The sequence below is a fragment of the Nocardia sp. NPDC056541 genome, assembly GCF_042794235.1.
Lineage (GTDB): Bacteria > Actinomycetota > Actinomycetes > Mycobacteriales > Mycobacteriaceae > Nocardia.
This window is the reverse complement of record NZ_JBHTUD010000007.1, coordinates 75,537-96,192: the sequence shown is the minus strand read 5'-3', so window position 1 is coordinate 96,192 and position 20,656 is coordinate 75,537. Positions and strand designations below refer to the sequence as shown.

The 20,656-nt window shown below is 70.4% G+C and carries 3 protein-coding genes; all 3 read left to right on the top strand.

The features are described from left to right. Positions 1-194: 194 nt before the first annotated feature. Genes ACFQ9R_RS13955 through ACFQ9R_RS13945 form a run of 3 tightly spaced genes read left to right on the top strand, consistent with a single transcriptional unit; the run spans position 195 to position 20,514 of the window. Positions 195-18,176: a non-ribosomal peptide synthase/polyketide synthase gene (locus ACFQ9R_RS13955; RefSeq protein ID WP_378990875.1), complete on the top strand. Its 17,982-nt coding sequence runs from the start codon at positions 195-197 to the stop codon at positions 18,174-18,176. Beyond that, positions 18,176-20,302 carry an AMP-binding protein gene (locus ACFQ9R_RS13950; RefSeq protein ID WP_378990874.1) on the top strand — a complete coding sequence of 709 codons (2,127 nt, stop codon included), beginning with the start codon at positions 18,176-18,178 and terminating at the stop codon, positions 20,300-20,302. Before ACFQ9R_RS13955 ends, ACFQ9R_RS13950 begins: the two co-directional genes overlap by 1 nt. Continuing rightward, the gene (locus tag ACFQ9R_RS13945) at positions 20,299-20,514 is read left to right on the top strand and encodes an MbtH family protein (RefSeq protein WP_056814159.1); all 216 of its coding nucleotides are present in this window, start codon (positions 20,299-20,301) and stop codon (positions 20,512-20,514) included. The genes ACFQ9R_RS13950 and ACFQ9R_RS13945 overlap by 4 nt, the downstream gene beginning before the upstream one ends. Positions 20,515-20,656 lie beyond the last annotated feature (142 nt).

Genomic DNA, 20,656 nt, shown 5'->3' with positions numbered 1-20,656 from the left:
CCGCGACGGACCCAGCGTCCGTTGCCTCGGCGACCCCTCGGTCGTCGATCTCGTCCACATGATCTGTCGGGGATCTTGCGCGAGTGTGGCGGCACGCCCACCGCGTTCATATCGAATCTTTCGCTGCGCGAGGTGTATTCGTGCTGCCCGAAAACATTCGATCTGCTGTTCTTTCGCGATACGAGGAGGCTCTGGTGCACGGTACGGAGTTGGGTGGGTTCAGTGCGCGACCACAGGAAGCGCGGGTCGTCGGTCTGCCGTTTCCGCTGACCCCGGCCCAGCTGGGTGTCTGGTACGCACAGCTGCTCGACCCCGATGTCCCGATCACCATCGCCCAGTACGTCGACATCGACGGCGAACTCGATGCCGCTGTGCTGCAGCAGGTTACGGCCGAGGCCGCGCACGCCTACGGTTCGCCGCTGGTGCGCATCGGCGAGTTCGACGGTGTCCCGCACCAGTACGTCGACCACACCATCGCGGTCGAGCAGGAGCTGCCGCTGATCGACCTGCGCCACCACGACGACCCCGTGGCCGCCGCGCAGGAATGGATGCGCGCGGAATTCGGCGCCCCCATCGACCTGCTCACCGACCGGCTGGTGGCGGGCGCTGTGTTGCGCGTCGGCGAGACCCGCTGGTTCTGGTACTTGCGCGGCCACCACATCGTGCTCGACGGGTACGGCGCGTTCACCAACTCCCAGCGCATCGCCGAGCTGTACACCGCGCGGATGCTCGACACCCCGGCGCGCGAGGTGGTGCCGGGTGAGCTGTCGGCGCTGGTCGAGGGCGAACAGCGCTACCGCGAGAGCACCCGTTTCGTCGGCGATCGTGAGCACTGGGCTCAGCGGATCGCGGGCCTGGACAGCCCCACCGCGCTCGACGGCCGCACCGCGCCGCGTTCGGCGATCAACCTGGTGACCGGCGGGCGCCTGTCGGAAAAGCTGGTCGACCGCCTGGAAACTATTGCCGCCAGCGATGATTCGACCATCTCCGCGGTGCTGCTGGCCGCCTTCGCCGCCTACCTGGGCCGCCTCACCGATCGGCCGGACGCGGTACTGAGCCTGCCCGTCACCGCTCGCACCACCGCGGTCATGCGCCGCTCGGCGGGGATGCTGTCCAACATCGTGCCGCTGCGACTGCCCACGGGTGCGGCGGGCTCACCCGCCACCTGGGGTGAACTGCTGCGCGCGGCCCGGGTCGAGGTGGCGGGTGCGCTGCGTCATCAGCGCTACCGGGCCGAGGACATCCGCCGCGACGCCGAAGACGACGGCCGCCCCGCCCGGCGCGCGCTGTTCGGCCCGCTCGCCAACTTCATGCTCTTCCGCAGTGACCTCACCCTCGGCACCACCACCGGCCGCTACCGGGTGCTGTCCACCGGCCCGATCGAAGACTTGAGTCTCAACGTCTACTACGGCGACCGCGATCGGGTGCACGTCGATTTCGAGGCCAACCCGCATCTCTACGACGCCGACACCCTGGCCAGGCACCACGCCCGCTTCCTCGGCTTCCTCGAGCGGCTGGCCGCTACCGACCTCGACACCGCGCTCGGCGCGATCGAGGTCGCGACCGAGCTGGAGCTGCAGGTCAGCACCCGGATCTGGAACTCCACCCGATTCGACATCGACGCCGCGCTGGCCGAGCGTTCGGTGCCGGTCGCGACTCTGCCCGCTGTGTTCGAGGCCCAGGTCGCGCGCACCCCCGATGACGTGGCCGTGCGGATGGCGACGTCCTCGCGCACCGACGCTGTTCGGGACAACGCCGTCGTGTCTTCGGCGGACGCGACCCTCACCTATCGCGAGCTGGCGCAGCGGGCCAACCGGCTGGCCCGGCGGCTGCGCGCGGACGGCATCGGGCCGGAATCGCTGGTGGCGCTGAGTATTCGGCGCTCGCCCGAACTGGTGGTGGCGATGTACGCGGTGCTCGCCGCCGGCGCGGCCTACGTGCCGATCGACCCGGATCATCCGGCTGAGCGCATCGCCCACATCCTCGCCACCGCCGCACCGGCGGCCGTGCTCACGACCACCCGCGATAGTGCACCTGTCGACGGACGGCCGGTGCTGGCCGTCGACGCCCTCGATCTGAGCGACTACGACGACGCCCCCCTGACCGATGCCGACCGCACCGCGCCGCTGCGCCCCGGCCATCCCGCCTACATCATCTTCACCTCCGGCTCCACCGGTCTGCCCAAGGGCGTCGCGGTCGAGCACGCCGCGATCGTGAACCGCCTCGTCTGGATGCAGCACACCTACCGCCTGCACGGGGTCGATGTGGTGTTGCAGAAGACGCCGATGACCTTCGACGTCTCGGTGTGGGAGTTCTTCTGGCCCTTGCAGATCGGTGCGACGCTGCTGCTCGCCGAGCCGGACGGCCACCGTGACCCCGGCTATCTGCGCCGCGTGATCAGCGAATACGGCGTCACTGTCGCACATTTCGTGCCCTCGATGCTCGAAGTGTTCCTGGCCCAACAGGAAATCGCCGAGCGCACCTCGCTGCGGCTGGTCTTCGCCTCCGGCGAGGCATTGCCCGCCGCGCCTGCCCAGCGGCTGCGGCTGCTGACGGGCGCTCGCCTGCACAATCTCTACGGCCCGACCGAGGCCGCCGTCGACGTCACCTTCCACGAGGTGAACGACAGCGACCGGGTCACAGTGCCGATCGGCGCGCCGGTGTTCAACACCCGGCTCCATGTTCTCGACTCACGGCTGCGGCCCGTTCCGGTCGGGGCTCCGGGTGAGCTGTATCTGTCGGGGGTACAGCTCGCCCGGGGTTATGTCGGACGTCCCGAGCTCACCGCCGGACGTTTCGTCGCCGCGCCCGCGGTGGTCGCCGCCGACTCCGGGCGTGTGCTGCCCGACGGTGGTTCCGGCAGCACTGCCACCCATCCACTGCCGGGCGAGCGGATGTACCGCACCGGTGACCTGGTCCGCTGGACCACCAACGGCGAGCTGGAATACCTGGGGCGCACCGACTTCCAGGTGAAGCTGCGCGGGCTGCGCATCGAGCTCGGCGAGATCGAGTCAGTGTTGGAGAGTGTGGACGCCGCGGCGCGCGCGGTAGTGCTGGTCCGGGACGACGCGGGCGTCGGCGAGCAGTTGGTCGCCTATGTCGTGGAAGCCGAGCCGGGCTCGGTGTCGATCGACGATCTGCGCGAGACCGCACTGCGCGCGCTGCCCGCCTACATGGTGCCCGCGGCGTTCGTGCTGCTCGAGGCCCTTCCGGTGAACGCGTCGGGCAAGCTGGACCGTAAGGCCCTGCCCGCTCCCACCCGCGCGGTCGTCACCTACGCCGAACCGGTCGGCCCGGTGGAACAGACGGTGGCCAGGGTCTTCGGCGAGGTCCTCGGCCTCGACCGCATCGGCCGCGACGACGACTTCTTCGCCCTCGGCGGCAACAGCCTGGTCGCCACCCAGGTCGCGGCCCGCCTCGGCGCCGACCTCGGCTGCCGCCTCGGCGTGCGCGATCTGTTCGGCGCGACCACCGTGGCCCGCCTCGCTGCCGCCATCGCCGATCGCGACGACACCGGCGTCTCGGCCCAGCTCCCGGTGCTCACCGCGGGCCCCCGCCCGGCGCTGATCCCGCTGTCGCCCGCACAGCAACGGATCTGGTTCCTCAACCGCTTCGATCCCTCGGCGCCCGGCTACAACATGCCGTTCGTCATCCGCCTGCGCGGCACCGCCGATCTCCCCGCCCTGGTCGCGGCCCTGCACGCGGTGGTCGACCGCCACGAGGCGCTGCGGACCGTGTTCCCCGCGGTCGGCACTCCCGGTGGTGAGGTGGCCGAGCAGGTCGTCCGCGATGCCGGGCTGGTCCGTCTCGGTGACCCCGTCGAAGTGCAAGCCGCCGACCTCGACGCGGAGCTCACCCGCTTCGCGCGTACCGGGTTCGACCTCGAACGTGAAGCACCGGTGCGTGCGGGCATCTTCGTTGTTCCGGCCCCCGACACAACTGTGGACAACTCGGCACCACGGCCACCGAGCGTCGCGGCGCAGGAGTGTGTCCTCGCTGTCGTGCTGCATCATATTGCGGCAGACGGTGTTTCGCTGCAGGTGCTCGTCCGCGATGTGCTCACCGCGTACCGCGCCGCCACCGACGGCGTCGCGCCCGGCTGGTCGCCGCTGAGTGTGCAGTACGCCGACTACGCCCTCTGGCAGCGCGAGCTCCTCGGTGCCGAAACCGATCCGCAGTCGCTGGCCTCCCGCGAAATCGCTTTCTGGGAGCGGACTCTGGCTGGTCTGCCCGACCAGCTCGAGCTGCCCTCGCGTCGCCGGCGGCCGATCGAGCCGAGCATGCGCGGCGCCCGCACCGCCTTCACCATCGACGCCGATCTGCACCGTCAGCTCGCCGGGCTGGCCCAGCGGGCAGGCGCCTCGCTGTTCATGGTTGTGCACACCGCGTTGTCGGTGCTCCTCGCCCGTCTGTCCGGCACCACCGACATCGCCATCGGCACCGGCGTCGCGGGCCGCGGCGACCGGGCCATCGACGACCTGATCGGCATGTTCGTCAACACCCTGGTGTTGCGCACCGAGGTCGACCCCGCCGCGAGCTTCGTCGCCGCGCTCGAGCACACCCGCGAAACCGACCTGGCCGCCTTCGCGCATGCCACCGTTCCCTTCGATCGCCTGGTCGACGTGGTCAACCCGGCCCGCTCGCAGTCCCGGCACCCGCTGTTCCAGGTGGCGCTGAACTTCCAGGCCGTCCTCGACACCACCTTCGACCTGCCGGGCTCGCCGGTGACGGTGCGTGAGATCGAGCTCGACATCACCAAGTTCGACCTACAGCTCACCCTCGCCGAACGACGCGGTGCCGCAGGTGAACCCGCAGGCATCGACGCCGTCACCCTGTACGCCGCCGACCTGTTCGACGCGTCCGAGATGCACACCTTCGGTGCGCGTTTCGTGCGGCTACTCGCCGCGGCCGTCGCCGCGCCGGACACCGCGGTCGGCGACCTACCGCTGCTGTCGGCGCCCGAACACTCCCAGCTCACCGGCATGCGCGGCGCACCGGTCACCGCCACCGGTCTGCTACCCGACCTCCTGGCCGGCGCGGTCGCCGCCGACCCGGATCGCGATGCCGTCACCGACGGCGACCGCACCCTCACCTACCGCGAACTCGACCGGGCGTCGTCACGCCTGGCCAGGGTCCTCATCGACAGCGGCGCCGGCCCCGACGACGTGATCGCCGTCGGCATCTCCCGCTCCATCGAGTCGGTGCTCGCGGTGTGGGCGATCGCCAAGTCCGGTGCCGCCTGGTTGCCCGTCGACCCGAGCTACCCGCTCGATCGGATCACCCATATGGTGACCGATTCCGGGGCCCGACTAGGTCTTACAGTGTCCGAGTCGCTGTCCGCGCTGCCCGGCCCGCTCGATTGGCTGGTCCTCGACGAGCTGAAGCTGATGGCCGAATGCGCCGGGCGTTCCAGCGATCCCGTCACCGACTTCGACCGCGTGCGACCCCTGCGCGCCCAGCACCTCGCCTATGTCATCTACACCTCCGGCTCGACCGGCCTGCCCAAGGGCGTGCTCGTCACCCAGGCGGGTATCGCCGGTTTCGCCGCCGAGGAAACCGCGCGCATGTTCGGCACCGCCGACGCCCGCGTCCTCCAGGTCGGCTCCCCGTCCTTCGACATCTCGGTGATGGAACTACTGCTCGCGGTGAATTCCGCCGCGACGCTGGTGATCGCCCCGCCCGGGCGGCACGTGGGAGCTGAACTGGCCCAACTGCTTTCGGAACAGCGCGTCACGCACGCCCTGATGACCCCGTCCGGTCTGTCCGTGCTCGACCCCACCCCGCTCGACGCCCTTCGCATGGTGATGGTCGGCGGCGAAGCCTGCCCGCCCGACCTGATCGCCCGCTGGACAACCGGACCCGTTCCCCGCGCGTTCGTGAACGCCTACGGCCCCTCCGAGACCACGGTCGCCACCAACATCAGCGCCCCGCTCACCGCCGATTCCCCGCTGACCCTCGGCACGCCGCTGCGCGGCATCACCCAGTGGGTCCTCGACTCCCGGCTGCGGCCGGTCCCTGTCGGCGTCGCGGGCGAGCTGTACGTCGCGGGTGCCCAGCTCGCGCGCGGCTATCGCTCCCGCGCCGCACTCACCGCGACCCGCTTCGTCGCCTGCCCGTGGGCGTCGTCGGAGCGCATGTACCGCACCGGAGACCTGGTCCGCTGGACTCCGGAGGGCACCCTCGACTACCTGGGCCGCAACGACGACCAGGTCAAACTCCGGGGTTTCCGCATCGAACTCGGGGAAGTCGAATCCGCCCTGCTCGCCCAGCCCTCGGTTCGCCAGGCCGCGGTGCTGGTGCGCGCCGACCCGCACCGAGGCGATCAGCTCATCGCTTATGTCGTGCCCGCCGTCGAGACCGACGAGCTGATCGATGCGCTCGCCGCCGCCCTGCGCGGCACCCTCGCCGCGCATATGGTGCCGTCCGCGTTCGTGGTGATCGATGCCCTGCCGCTCACCCCCAACGGCAAGCTCGACCGCAAGGCCCTGCCGGAGCCGGTGTTCGCCGCGCGTTCGTTCCGCGCGCCCGCCGCAGGCACCGAGTCCGTGGTGGCCCAGGTCTTCGGCGAGGTGCTCGGTGCCGCGCCGATCGGCGCCGACGACGACTTCTTCGCCCTCGGCGGCAACTCGCTCGTCGCCACCCAGGTGGTGTCGCGTCTGGGCACCGCGCTCGGCCGCACGGTCTCGCTGAAGTCGCTGTTCGAGGCGCCAACCGTCACCGCGCTCGCCGCCCTGCTCGGCACCGCGGACGCGGTCGCGCCGAGGCCCGCGCTGGTGGCAGGCGAACGGCCGCACCGGATTCCGCTGTCCTACGCGCAGCAGCGCATGTGGTTCCTGAACCAGTTCGACGCCGAATCGGTCGCCGACAATATCGCCGCCGCCATCCGCCTCACCGGCGTCATCGACTACGCCGCGATGAACGCGGCCGTCGCCGCGGTCTTCGCCAGACACGAGGCGCTGCGGACCCGCTACCCCGCCGTCGACGGCATCCCGTTCCAGCAGGTGCTCGACGCCGACCAGCTGACGATCACCCTCGAACCGCGCGCGATCGCCCCGGTCGACCTCGGCAACCGGATCCGCGCGCTGGCCGCCGTCCCGTTCGCGGTGGACTCCGAACCCCCGGTCCGCCTGCACCTGCTGCACACCGGCACCGACGAGCACGTCCTCGTCCTCGTACTGCACCACATCGCCGCCGACGGCTGGTCGGTCGCGCCGCTGACCCGCGATGTGATGGTCGCCTACGCCGCCCACCTGGCCGCCGCAGCACCCCAGTGGACGCCGCTGCCGGTGCAGTACGCCGACTTCGCCCTCTGGCAGCGCGATGCGCTCGGCGCCGAGGACGACGCCGAATCCGCACTGTCACAACAGCTCACGTTCTGGACGACGGAACTGGCCGACCTGCCCGACCTGCTCTCGCTGCCGACTGATCGACCGCGCCCGGCCGTGGCCTCGGGACGCGGTGCGCGCCAAGCGTTCACGGTGCCCGCCGAGATCGTCGACCGACTGCGCGGCATCGGTGCGCGAGCCAATGCCTCGCTGTTCATGGTGCTGCACACCGCCTTCGCCACCACCCTCGCCGAACTGTCGGGTCAGCAGGACATCTCGATCGGCACCCCGGTCGCCGGTCGCGGTGACCAGGCGCTCGACGACCTGGTCGGCATGTTCGTCAACACGCTCGTGCTGCGCACCCGGATCCGCCCCGACGCCACCTTCGCCGAACTGCTCGGCACCGTCCGCGACAGCGACCTGCGCGCCCTCGCCAACGCCGACGTCGCCTTCGACCGGCTCGTGGAGGTCCTCAACCCCGAGCGCTCGACCGCCCGGCACCCGCTGTTCCAGGTGATGCTCGACTTCCAGAACAACTCCCGAACCGAACTCGAACTCGCGGGCCTGACCGCCACGGAGCTCGAGATCGATACCCACACAGCCAAATTCGACCTGCACCTCACGCTGCGCGAGACCGCCGACGGCCTGCTCGCCCGCTTCGAGTACGCGACCGACCTCTTCGACGCGCAGACCATCACAGATTTCGGCACCCGCTTCCTGCGGACGCTGGATACGGTGACCGCCGATCCCGACGTGGTGATCGGCGACATCGACCTCCTCGACGCCGACGAGCGTATTCGCGTGCTCGGCGCCTGGAACGCCACCGAGTACCCGGTCGACGAACGGATGACGCTGGCCTCGCTGTTCGCGGCGCAGGCCGAGCGCACCCCGAACGCGACCGCGGTGACCCTCGAGGGCGAGTCGCTGAGCTATTCCGGGTTCGCGGACGCGGTGAATCGCCTCGCCCGCCTGCTGATCTCGATCGGCGTCCGCCCCGACCGCACCGTGGCAATCGGCATGCGCCGTTCGATCGACTCGGTCGTCGCCATGTACGCCGTCATCGCCGCCGGTGGCGCCTACGTGCCCCTCGATCCGGATCACCCCGCCGAGCGCATCGCTCAGGTGATCGCCGCCGCCGACCCGGTCTGCGTATTGACCCGCCGCAGCGACGACCTCGACCTCACCGGGGTGGAGGCGGCGGGAGAGCACTGCGCGGTTCTCGATCTCGAGCAGGTCGACACCACCGACTACTCGGCCGAGCCGATCACCGACGCCGACCGCCTGGCCACGCTCACCCGGGACAACGCCGCCTATCTGATCTTCACCTCCGGCTCGACAGGCACGCCCAAGGGCGTCGTCGTCTCCCATGCCGCGATCGTCAACCGTCTGGTGTGGATGCAGGACGCCTACCGGCTCACCCCCGACGACGCCGTGCTGCAGAAGACCCCGGCCACCTTCGACGTGTCGGTCTGGGAGTTCTTCTGGCCCTTGCAGATCGGCGCCCGGCTCGTGCTCGCCCGCCCGGACGGTCACCGCGACCCCGCCTATCTGATCCGGCTGATCACCGACGAGCGGATCACCGTCGCCCACTTCGTCCCGTCGATGCTGTCGGTCTTCGTCGCGGTGCTCGACAGTGCGCACGCCGACGAGGCGACCACGCGGACCGCCGGGGACTGCGCATCGCTGCGTCTGGTGTTCGCCTCCGGCGAGGCGCTGGCGCCCGCGCCCGCCCAATTGCTGCGCGGGCTCACGGGGACGGCTGTGCACAACCTGTACGGCCCCACCGAGGCCGCGGTGGACGTGACCTTCCACGAGGTGATCGACGCCGATACCGTCACCGTGCCGATCGGTGCGCCGGTGCACAACACCCAGGTCTACGTCCTCGACGGCCGCCTGCGCCCGGTCCCCGTCGGCGTGCCCGGCGAGCTGTACCTGGCGGGCGCCCAGCTCGCTCGCGGCTACGCGGGCCGCGCCGACCTCACCGCCGACCGCTTCGTCGCCAACCCGTTCACCACCGCCGAGCGCATGTATCGCACCGGTGACCTCGTCACCTGGACGTCGGCCGGCGAGCTGGAGTACCTGGGCCGCACCGACTTCCAGGTGAAGCTGCGTGGTCTGCGCATCGAACTCGGCGAGATCGAAGCCGTGCTCTCCGGGGTTCCCGAGATCACCCAGGCCGCGGTGATCGTGCGCGACGAGACCCTGGTCGCGTATCTCGTTGCCGCACAGCATGTCGACGTGGATGCGGTGAAGTCCACGCTCAGCCGCACTCTGCCCGCCTACATGGTCCCCGCGGCCTTCGTCGTTCTCGACGAGTTCCCGCTCAACTCGTCGGGCAAGCTCGATCGAAAGGCGCTGCCCGCACCGAGTTTCGAGGCGGCCGTCTTCCGCGCGCCGTCCACCGAGGTCGCGCGCATCGTCGCGGTCACCTTCGCCACGGTGCTCGGCTTCCCCGCCGACCGCGAAGTCGGTCTAGACGACGACTTCTTCGCCCTCGGCGGCAACTCCCTCAACGCCACCCAGGTCGCGGCCCGCCTCGGCGCCGCCCTCGACACCCAGATTCCGGTCCGGCTGCTGTTCGACGCACCGACGGTGGCCGATCTGGCCGACCGGTGCACTGCCCTGCGCGGCACCGGCGGGCGGCTCGAACTCACCACTCGGGAACGGCCCCGGCGGATTCCGCTGTCCGCGGCGCAGCGCCGGATGTGGTTTCTCAACCGCTACCTCGCCGACGTCGACGGCATCGGCGACGCTGTCGACAACATCCCCGTCGCGCTGCGGCTCACCGGCGACCTCGACCTCGCTGCCCTCGAAGCGGCTCTCGCCGATGTGGTCGCCCGGCACGAAACCTTGCGAACCAGCTACCCGGAGGGGCCGGAGGGCGCCGAACAGGTGATCTCGGACGCCACCGCAATCACTCTGCGGCCCGAGGCGATCACCGAGTCGGAGCTGCCCGAACGCCTGCTGTCGTGCGCCGCGGTCCGATTCGACCTCACCGCCGAGATCCCGCTGCGCGCGGCCTTGTTCGCGCTGAACACCGACCACGTGCTGGTCCTGGTGGTCCACCACATCGCCGCCGACGGTTTCTCGCTCGGCCCGCTGGCCGCCGATCTGATGGCCGCCTACGCCGCCCGCCGCGCGGGCGCCACCCCCACCTGGACACCGCTGCCCGTCCAGTACGCCGACTATGCCCTCTGGCAGCACGAAAACCTCGGCGAGACAGCCGATCCCGCGTCGCTCGCGCACACCCAACTGGCGTTCTGGCGCCATGGTCTCGCCGGTCTCCCCGAGCAGCTCGACCTGCCCACCGACCGTCCCCGCCCGGCCGAGTCCACCTTCCGTGGCGCCGTCCACCGCTTCCAGATCGACTCCGATCTGCACAGTGAACTGCGCGAACTCGCGCGCAAGCACGAGGCCACCCTGTTCAGCACGGTGCACGCAGCGCTCGCGGTCCTGCTGGCCCGCCTGTCCGGGGGCAGCGACATCGCCATCGGCACACCGGTCGCGGGCCGCGGCGAGGCCGCCCTCGACGGGCTGATCGGCATGTTCGTCAACACCCTGGTACTGCGCACCCAGATCGACCCGCGCGCCGAATTCGAAACGACCCTCGACGCCGTCCGGGCCGGCGACCTCGACGCCCTCTCGCACGCCGACGTCCCGTTCGAGCAGGTCGTCGATGCCATCGACCCGGCGCGAGCCCGCAACCGGCACCCGCTGTTCCAGGTGGCGCTGGCGCTACAGAACTTCACCGTTCCCGCGCTGGAGGCCGCGGACCTGCGCGTGGAATCTCTCGATTTCGACGCCGCCGTGGCGAAGTTCGACCTGCAGTTCACCCTCGGCGAATCCGACGACATCGACGGCCGCGCGAACGGCATGTCCATCGAGATCGCCTACGCCACCGATCTGTTCGACGAGGGCAGCGTCGCGGTGCTGGCCCGGCGCTTCACTCAGGTGCTGGCCGCCGTCGTCGCCGACCCGACTGTCGTGGTGGGCGACATCCAGTTGCTCAGCGCCGAAGAACAGCAGCGCACCCTGCACGATTGGTCGTCCACCGGCGAATCGGTGGCCGCCGCCGACACCATGGTGGACCGGTTCGCCCGCGTCGCCGCCCTCGACCCCACCGCCATCGCCGTGAAAGCGGGCGAGCGCGCGCTGACCTACGGCGAGCTCGACGCCTGGTCCAACCGTCTCGCCCGCCGACTCGTCGCCGCGGGCGTCGGCCCGGAATCGCTGGTAGCGGTGACCCTGCCGCGGTCGGTGGAGCTGCCGGTCGCTCTGCTCGCCGTGCTGAAGGCAGGCGGGGGCTACCTGCCGATCGACCCCAACTACCCCGCCGATCGCATCGAATACGTCCTCGACGATGCCCGCCCGCAGTGTGCGATCACCAACGACGACACCGGCCTGGCGCACGACTGGTTCGGTGGTCCGGTCATCGATCCCGGCGCGGACAACCTGTCCGACTTCGGCACCGACGCCCTGACCGACGCGGACCGGCGTAGCCCGCTGGCTCCGGCCAACGCCGCCTACGTCATCTACACCTCCGGCTCGACCGGCCGCCCCAAGGGCGTCGTCGTCCCGCACACGAATGTCATCGCGCTGCTGGACAACACCGCGCAGCGCTTCGGCTTCGGACCGTCCGACGTGTGGACGATGTTCCACTCCTACGCCTTCGACTTCTCGGTGTGGGAACTGTGGGGCGCGCTGCTCCACGGTGGCTCGATCGTTCTCGTCGACTACTTCACCTCCCGTTCGCCCGAACAGTTCCGCGAACTGCTCCGCACCGAACGCGTCACCGTTCTCAACCAGACGCCGTCCGCGTTCTACCAGCTCATCGCCGCCGACCTGGCCGCGCCCGCACCCACCGAATACGCCCTGCGCACAGTGATCTTCGGTGGCGAGGCGCTCGAACCGCAACGCCTCGCCGGCTGGTTCGCCCGCTACCCGGACTCGCCCCGCATGGTGAACATGTACGGCATCACCGAGACCACCGTCCACGCCTCCTACCGGGAGATCACCCCGCACACCGGCTCGGCCAGTGTGATCGGCGGTGCGCTCGCGGGACTCACAGTGCGCGTGCTGGATTCGCGCCTGCGTCCCGTCCCGCTCGGCGTTCCCGGCGAAATCTACGTCTCCGGACCGCAATTGGCGCGCGGCTACCTGGGTCGACCCGACCTGACCGCGAGCCGCTTCGTCGCCGACCCCTACGGTCCTGCCGGATCCGTCGCCTACCGGTCCGGTGACCTCGCCCGCTGGACGGTCGTGGCCGACGACGCCACGGGGGCGCTCGCGTCGTCGCGCGCCACGCACGTCGACCTCGAATACCTCGGCCGCGCCGACCAGCAGGTCAACCTCCGTGGCTTCCGCGTCGAGCTCGGCGAGATCGAAGCGGCGCTGCTGCACAGCTCGATCGCACCTCGCGAAGTCGCCGTGCTGGTGCGGACCGACCTCGTCGACGAGCCGCGCATCGTGGCCTACGTGGTCGGGGAGTCCGACCACCTCGACACCGCCGCCCTGCGCAAGGAGCTGGCACGCACCCTGCCCGAGCACATGCTCCCGGCAGCTGTCGTGCCGGTCGCGCGCATTCCGCTCACGGTCAACGGCAAGCTCGATCGCGCGGCCCTGCCCGCCCCCGTCTTCGAGACCACCACCTACCGCAGGCCGACCACCGTCACCGAGCAGATCATCGCCGCCGTGTACACCGAGGTGCTCGGCCGTGCCGACGATCAGCCGATCGGCGCCGACGACGACTTCTTCGCCCTCGGCGGCAGCTCGCTGCTGGCAGCAAAGGCCGTGGCCCGTATCGGCGCCGCGCTCGACCGGCGCGTGGGTGTCCGGCTGCTGTTCGAGGCGCCGAGCGTCGCCGAACTGGCCGCCGCGATCGACGCCCAGTCGAAGGTCGATCGCCCCGCGCTGGTCGGCCGGGCTCGCCCCGAGTTGCTCCCGCTGTCCCCGGCCCAGCAGCGGATGTGGTTCCTCAACCGCTTCGACCGCGCCTCGGTGGCCTACAACATCCCGTTCGCGCTGCGCCTGAGTGGGGCGCTCGACGTCACCGCGCTGCGCGCCGCGATGGCCGACGTGGTCGCCCGCCACGAATCGCTGCGCACCGTGTACCCGGAGGTCGACGGCACACCCGCGCAGTCGATCGTCGCTGCCGCCGAAGCGATGCCGACGCTGGCTCCACCGGTGAACACCGAAGCGGCCGTGGGCGACACGCTCACGCCGGTGGCGACCAGCGAGGCAGCGCTTCCGGCCGCGATTCGCGAACTGGCCGAGACCACCTTCGACGTCACCACCGAGATCCCGGTGCGCATGCGGCTGTTCCGGGTGGACGACACCGAATTCGTGCTGGCCGGCGTCCTGCACCACATCGCCGCCGACGGCTCCTCCATCGCCCCGTTCGTCGCCGACCTCATGCGGGCCTATACCGCCCGGCTCGCCGACACCGCCCCCGGCTGGGCGCCGCCCGCCGTGCAATTCGCCGATTACGCGCTGTGGCAGCGTGACCTGCTCGGCGACGAAGCCGACCCGGAATCCCTCGCCGCCCAGCAGGTCGGCTACTGGCAGACCCAGCTGGCCGGACTTCCCGACCAGCTGGCCCTGCCGACCGACCGTCCCCGCCCCGCCCGCCAGACCCTGCGCGGCGACAAGGTGAGTTTCACCGTCGACGCCGACCTGCACGCCGCGCTGTCCGCGCTCGGGCGCGACAACGGCGCCACCCTGTTCATGGTGGTGCACGCGGCGTTCGCGGCCCTGTTGGCCCGCATCTCCGGTACCGCCGACATCGCCGTCGGCACCCCGAACGCGGGCCGTGGCGAAGCCGAGCTCGACGAGGTCATCGGCATGTTCGTCAACACCCTGGTCTTGCGGACCCAGGTCGTGAGCGACGCCCCGTTCACCGAACTGCTCGCCACCGCGCGGGCCGCCGACATCGCCGCGTTCTCGCACGCCGATGTGCCGTTCGAGCGGTTGGTCGAGGTGCTCAACCCCGCCCGCTCCACCGCGCGACACCCGCTGTTCCAGGTCGGCTACTCGTTCCAGAACCACGACCGCGCTCAGCTCGAACTTCCCGGCCTGTCCGTCTCCGCTGTCGAATTCGATGCCGGTGTCGCGCAGTTCGACCTGCATCTGTTCGCCCTGGACAACTACACCGCGGACGGCACCCCGGCGGGAATCGAGATGGCCCTCGGCTACGCCACCGAGCTGTTCGACGCCGCAACAGCCGAACGCTTCGCCGGTCAGCTGTGCCGGATCCTCGCATCCGTCAGCGGCGCGGCGGAGACCGCCATCGGTGACCTCGACATGCTCGGTGCCGACCGCGAGCTGCTGCTCGAAACATGGAACGACACCGCCCGTCCCGTCGAGTCCACCACCCTCGCCGAACTGGTTGCGCGCCAGAGCGACCTGACCCCCGGCGCGCTCGCGCTGGTAGACGATGAAACCGGCGAGTCCCTGGATTACGCCACCTTCGACGCACAGGTCAACCAGGTCGCCAGGCTCCTGATCGCCGAGGGAGTCGGCCCGGAGCGCACCGTCGTACTGGCCATGCGCCGCGGCATCGACCTCGTCATCGCCATGCACGCCGTCGTCCGGGCGGGCGGCGCGTACGTGCCGATCGACCCCGACCACCCGGCCGACCGTATCGCCTACATCGTCACCACCGCGGCGCCCCTGTGCGTGCTCACCACCGCCGCCGACGGACTGCCGATCGCCGTGGACGTTCCGGTCTTCGAGCTGGACCACCGCGCGCTGCGCGAACTCTCGACGGAGCCGGTGACCGATGCCGAGCGCATCGCCCCGCTGCGCCCCGAGCATCCCGCGTACATCATCTTCACCTCCGGCTCCACCGGCGTGCCCAAGGGCGTCACCGTTCCGCACGCCGCGATCGTCAACCAGCTCGGCTGGCTGCGCGAGCGCTTCACCATGACCACCGCCGACCGGGTGCTGCTGAAGACACCCGCCACCTTCGACCTCTCGGTCTGGGAGTTCTGGTCGCCCCTCACCTCCGGCGGTGCCCTGATCGTCACCCGCCCCGGCGACGAACGCGACCCGGATCGCCTGCGCGCCACCATGACCCGGCACGGCGTCACGATCTTGCATGCCGTTCCCTCGCTCGTCGGCATGCTCCTGGCCACCGAAGCGACACCCGCCCTGCCTGTTTCGTTGCGCGCCGTCCTCGCGATCGGTGAAGCCCTGCCCGCGGCGACGGCCACCGAGTTCCGTGCCGTCGGCGCCACCGTGGCCCTGCACAACCTGTACGGGCCGACCGAGGCAGCCGTCTCGATCACCGAATACGAAGTGGCGCAAGATCTGTCGCACGTCGTGCCGATCGGTACTCCCGTCTGGAACAGCGCGCTCTACGTTCTCGACGTCCGGTTGCATCCCGTCCCGATCGGCGTCGCGGGCGAGCTCTATCTGTCCGGTGATCAGCTCGCCCGCGGCTACCACGGGCGCCACGCCCTCACCGCCGACCGGTTCGTCGCGAACCCCTTCGCCGACACCGGCTCGCGCATGTATCGCACCGGCGACATCGTCCGTCGGCGCGCCGACGGCACGGTCGAATACCTCGAACGCGCCGACTTCCAGGTCAAGATCGGTGGCTTCCGCATCGAGCTCGGCGAGGTCGAAACAGCCCTGCTGCGCTGCGCCGAAGTCCGGGCGGCAGTCGCGATCGCCACGACCGACGAGCGGGCGGGTGCCCGCCTGATCGCCTACGCGGCGGTCGCGGACCTGGCCCCGGGCGACGAGCCCGCCATCGCCGCCCGGCTGCGCGGAGAGCTCGCCGCCGACCTGCCCGCCTACATGGTTCCGGCGGCGCTGGTGGTGCTCGACGCGCTGCCCCTGAACGCCAACGGCAAAGTCGACCGGAAGGCGCTGCCCGAACCGCAGTTCGCCGAAGCGGCCTTCCGCGCTCCGGTCACCGCGGTCGAACAGCTTGTCGCCCAGACGTTCACCGAGGTGATCGGCTGCGCCGCCGCCGGACTCGACGACGACTTCTTCGCCCTCGGCGGCAACTCGCTGATGGCAACCCGCCTGGCTGCCCGCCTCGGCGCCGCGCTCGGCGTCCACGTCGCCGTGGCCGCGGTCTTCGACGCACCGACAGTCGGCGCGCTGGCCGCGCACCTCGCCACCGCTGATCGCACCATCGCCCGCCCCCCGCTGACCAAGCGCACCGGCGAAGGGCCCGCGGTCCTCTCGCCCGCGCAGCAGCGCATGTGGGTGCTGCACCAGCTCTCGCCACAGTCCTCGGCCTACCACATCCCGGCCGCCATCCGACTGACCGGCGAGCTCGACCTACCCGCCCTGCAGGCGGCCGTCGCCGACCTGCTGGCCCGCCACGACACCCTGCGCACCCGCTACCCGGACACCACCGACGGCCCGATCCAGCAGGTGATGCCCGCCTGGTCCGCCGCCGTCGACCTCACCCCCCTCCCGGTGGCGCTCGCCGATGTCGAAACCCGGATCGCGGCGCTCGTCGCGCAGCCCTTCGACATCACCGCCGCGCCCCCGATCCGGGTCGCCCTCTACCGCCTCGGCGACAACGATCACGTCCTCGTCGTCGTGGTGCACCACATCAGCGCGGACGGATACTCGATCGACCCGCTCACCCGGGACCTGGTGCGCGCCTATGTGGATCGCGGCCAGGGGCGCGAACCGGGCTGGGCCCCACTGACGATCCAGTACGGCGATTTCAGTGCCTGGCAGCGCGATCTGCTCGGCTCCGAGTCCGACCCCGGCAGTGTGCTCACCCGGCAGCTCGCCTACTGGACCCGCGAGCTCGCCGGCGCACCCGAACTACTGGCGTTGCCGACAGACCGCCCGCGCGCGGCCCGTCGTGAAATGCGCGGCGCGACGATCGAATTCGACATCGATTCCGCACTCACCACCCGCCTCGACGACGTGGCCCGCGCCAACGGAACCACTCTGTTCACGCTGATCCACAGCGCGCTGGCAGTGCTGCTGGCCAAGCAATCCGGCAGCGCGGACATCACCATCGGCGCACCGGTCTCCGGTCGTGGTGCCCGCGAACTCGACGACCTCGTCGGCATGTTCGTCAACACCGTCGCCCTGCGCACCGAGGTCGACGCCCGCGCACCGTTCACCGACCTGCTCACCCAGGCGAAGCGCCGCGATCTGGCCGCGCTGTCCCATGCCGATGTTCCGTTCGAGCAGGTGGTCGACGCCGTGGGTCGCGCCCGTACCGGCGCCTACACGCCGCTGTTCCAGGTGATGCTGACCTTCCAGAACATGCCGCCCGGCGGTATCGAGCTCCCCGGCCTCCACGTCCAGACCTTGGACCCCGGGCTCACCGAGGCCAAATTCGACCTGCATCTCACCGCCCTGCAGCGCTATCGCGACGACGGCGCGCTGGACGGCCTCGACCTCCACTTCGGCTACGCCACAGACCTGTTCGACGCGTCGACGGTCCGGACCATGGCCGAGCGATTCCGCAAGGTACTCACCACCGTCGCCGCCGACCCCACCGTGGCGGTGCGCGCGATCGACCTGCGCACCGATGCCGAAAAGACCCCGACCACCTACACCATCGCCGATCTTCCGGGCCTCGTCGGCTCGGCAGCTCGGCTCGCGCCGGCGACCGTGGCATTCACCCACGGCGAGCACGCCATCTCTTACGGAGCACTCGACGCCAAGCTCGCTGCGGTGAGCAGGGCGATGGGCGCGAAGATGAAACCTGAAGCGTTGGTGAACGTCGCGCTGGCCGGCCTCGTGCCCGGCGTGCTCGCCGCACTCGGCGCGGCCGGTCTCACTTCGACTCTGCAAACACTGGTGACCGATGCTGCCGCGGTAATCGCCGGGACAGCGTCGGTTGACGACTCGGAAGGACAACTCTGATGTCGCACACGGATTCGGTCACGACCGCTGCCACCCTCGCCGCGCTCCTGCGTGACCTGGACGGCGATCGACCACGTGACCCGGCGACCCTGCTCGCCGCCTTCTCCACCTACGCCGACCGCGAACCCGACATCCTCGCGGTCCGCGACGGCGAAATCGGCCTCACCTACGGCGAACTGGCCGAGCGAGTCGATGCGTTGGCCGCCGCGCTCCTCGAGCACGGTGTCGGCCCCGAAACCACTGTCGCGGTGTCGCTTCCGCGTTCGGTGGAATTGGTGGTCGCTGTGCACGCGGTGCTCGCCGCCGGCGGTGCGTTCGTGCTGCTCGACCCCACCGGCCCCGGTGACGTGCAGCGTCGCACTGCCGCGCTGGCCGCGCCCGCCCTGATCCTCACCAGCGACGGAACACCGCACCCCGCCGGGTTCCCGGTCGTGCACACCGACGCCACGGTCGACGTCACCCCCGATGAGCTACCGGGGCCGGGCGCGGACAACCCCGCCTACCTGGTCGTCGATGTCGTTGCCGCGACCGCCGTCATCGTCGGGCATCGCGCGGCGCAGGCCAATTCGAGCTGGCGCCAGCGCCTCTGCGGTATCGGTATCGGCGATTCGGTGCTCTGGCACGCACCGCTGGCCGGCCAGGCCGCGGTGGGGGAGATGCTGCTCGCGCTGCAAACCGGTGCCACGCTGGTGGTTTCGCCGTCGGCGGTGCTCGCCGACGCGATTGCCGAAACGCAGGTGACCGCAGCATGTTTCGATCATGCCGAGCTCGCCGAGCTGGCAGCACTGCCCGATGCCGAGCAGCGTCTGGACTCGCTGCGCGTGGTGCTCGGCTCGGGTGGGCCACTGCTCGCGGAAACCGCCGCCGCCCTGCGCGCGGTGAGCGGTGCGACGCTGTGGCACGTCTACGGCAGGCCCGAGACGGCGGGCGAGTTCGTCGCGCACGAGGTGACCGGCGCCGACCTGGAGGTGGTCCCGTTCGGATCGGCCGCTGACGATGTCGAACTGCTGATCCTCGACGAGCACCTGTGCCCGGTAGCCGACGGCGAAATCGGTGAACTCTATGTCTCCGGTGTGCAATTGGCGCGCGGATACGTCGGCAGACAGGCCACCGCGGCGACCTTCCTCGCGAACCCCATCGGTCCGGTGGACGACCGCATGTTCGCCACCGGCGACCTCGTGCGCCGCAGGCCGCCGGGCGACGCCTGGACGGCCGAGATCGAATTCGTCGGCCGCATCGATGACGGGCCCTACGCCCGCGCGACCGGTCTCGCCGACGAACTACTGCTCGATGAGTTCGAAGCCCAAGCCGCCGCAACCCCTTTCGACCCGGCCGTCGTCCATGCGCCGACCGACGGCCCGACCTCGATCATCACCTACGGTGACCTCGACCGGCGCACCAATCAGCTGGCCCGGCATCTGACCGCGCTCGGCATCGGCCCGGAATCGGCTGTGCTCGTGGATGTCCCAGGTTCCATCGAGTTCGTGGTCGCGGCGTACGCGGTCCTCAAAGCCGGTGGGATCGTGGTACCGATCGACACCGCGAACCCCCGGCTCCCACCGATCGTCAACCCGGCACTGGCCCTGACCATCGCCGCCCGCGAGCACCTCGGCACCTACGACATCCCGACGGTGACGGTCGATCGGGCATCTCTGTCCACCTATTCGAGCGAACCCATCGCCCGCGGCGAACATCGCGCCCCGATCCTGCCGCAGCACCCCGCCTTCGTGCTGTTCCCCCCTGGCGCAACGCACAGCGTCACCATCAGCCATGCCGCCGCGGTGCACCGGGTCACCGCCATGCAGGCCCGCCACCACCTCACCACTCGCGATGTCTATCTGCACCAATCCCATACCGGCGACGCCACCGCTTGGCACGGCTACCTGCTTCCCCTGCGAGTCGGCGCGACCGTCGTCCTCACCGAACCGCCCGACCCCACCCGGTTAGCCGCCCTCATCGCCGCCTACGGCGTCACCGTCACCGACTTCACCCCCCACTTCCCGTCCGCCCGCACCGGCCACAGCGACCGCCTGTTCCGCACGAGCGAGCTCGCCCACCACGAAATCGAAGGCACCCCGGCAGCATTAGCCCACCTCGGCACCCTCCTCGGAAAGGCCACCCCATGACCAACCCGTTCGACGACGACAACGCCCAGTTCTACGTCCTGGTCAACACCGAAGGCGAACACTCCCTCTGGCCCACCTTCGCCGCCGTCCCCGGCGGCTGGTCGGTAGCCTTCGGCGCCGCCCCCCGAACCTCCTGTCTCCACTACGTGGAATCCCACTGGCTCGACATGCGCCCCAACTCCCTCATCGCCGCCATGTCCAACAAGCCCTGAGGGATCAGCCCGCCGCAGATGTCTCGGGTTGGCTGGGAACGGGTGTCGTCCGGATGTTGCGGACACCAGCAACGATCTGGTCCACGTCTTCCTCGGCGAAGAGATAGTCCGGACAGATCGGCGCATGCGATTTGAACGGTGT

Coding starts and splice junctions, on each gene's coding strand:
- ACFQ9R_RS13950 (WP_378990874.1), top strand. CDS start 18,176: ATGTCGCACACGGATTCGGTCACGACCGCTGCCACCCTCGCCGCGCTC.
- ACFQ9R_RS13945 (WP_056814159.1), top strand. CDS start 20,299: ATGACCAACCCGTTCGACGACGACAACGCCCAGTTCTACGTCCTGGTC.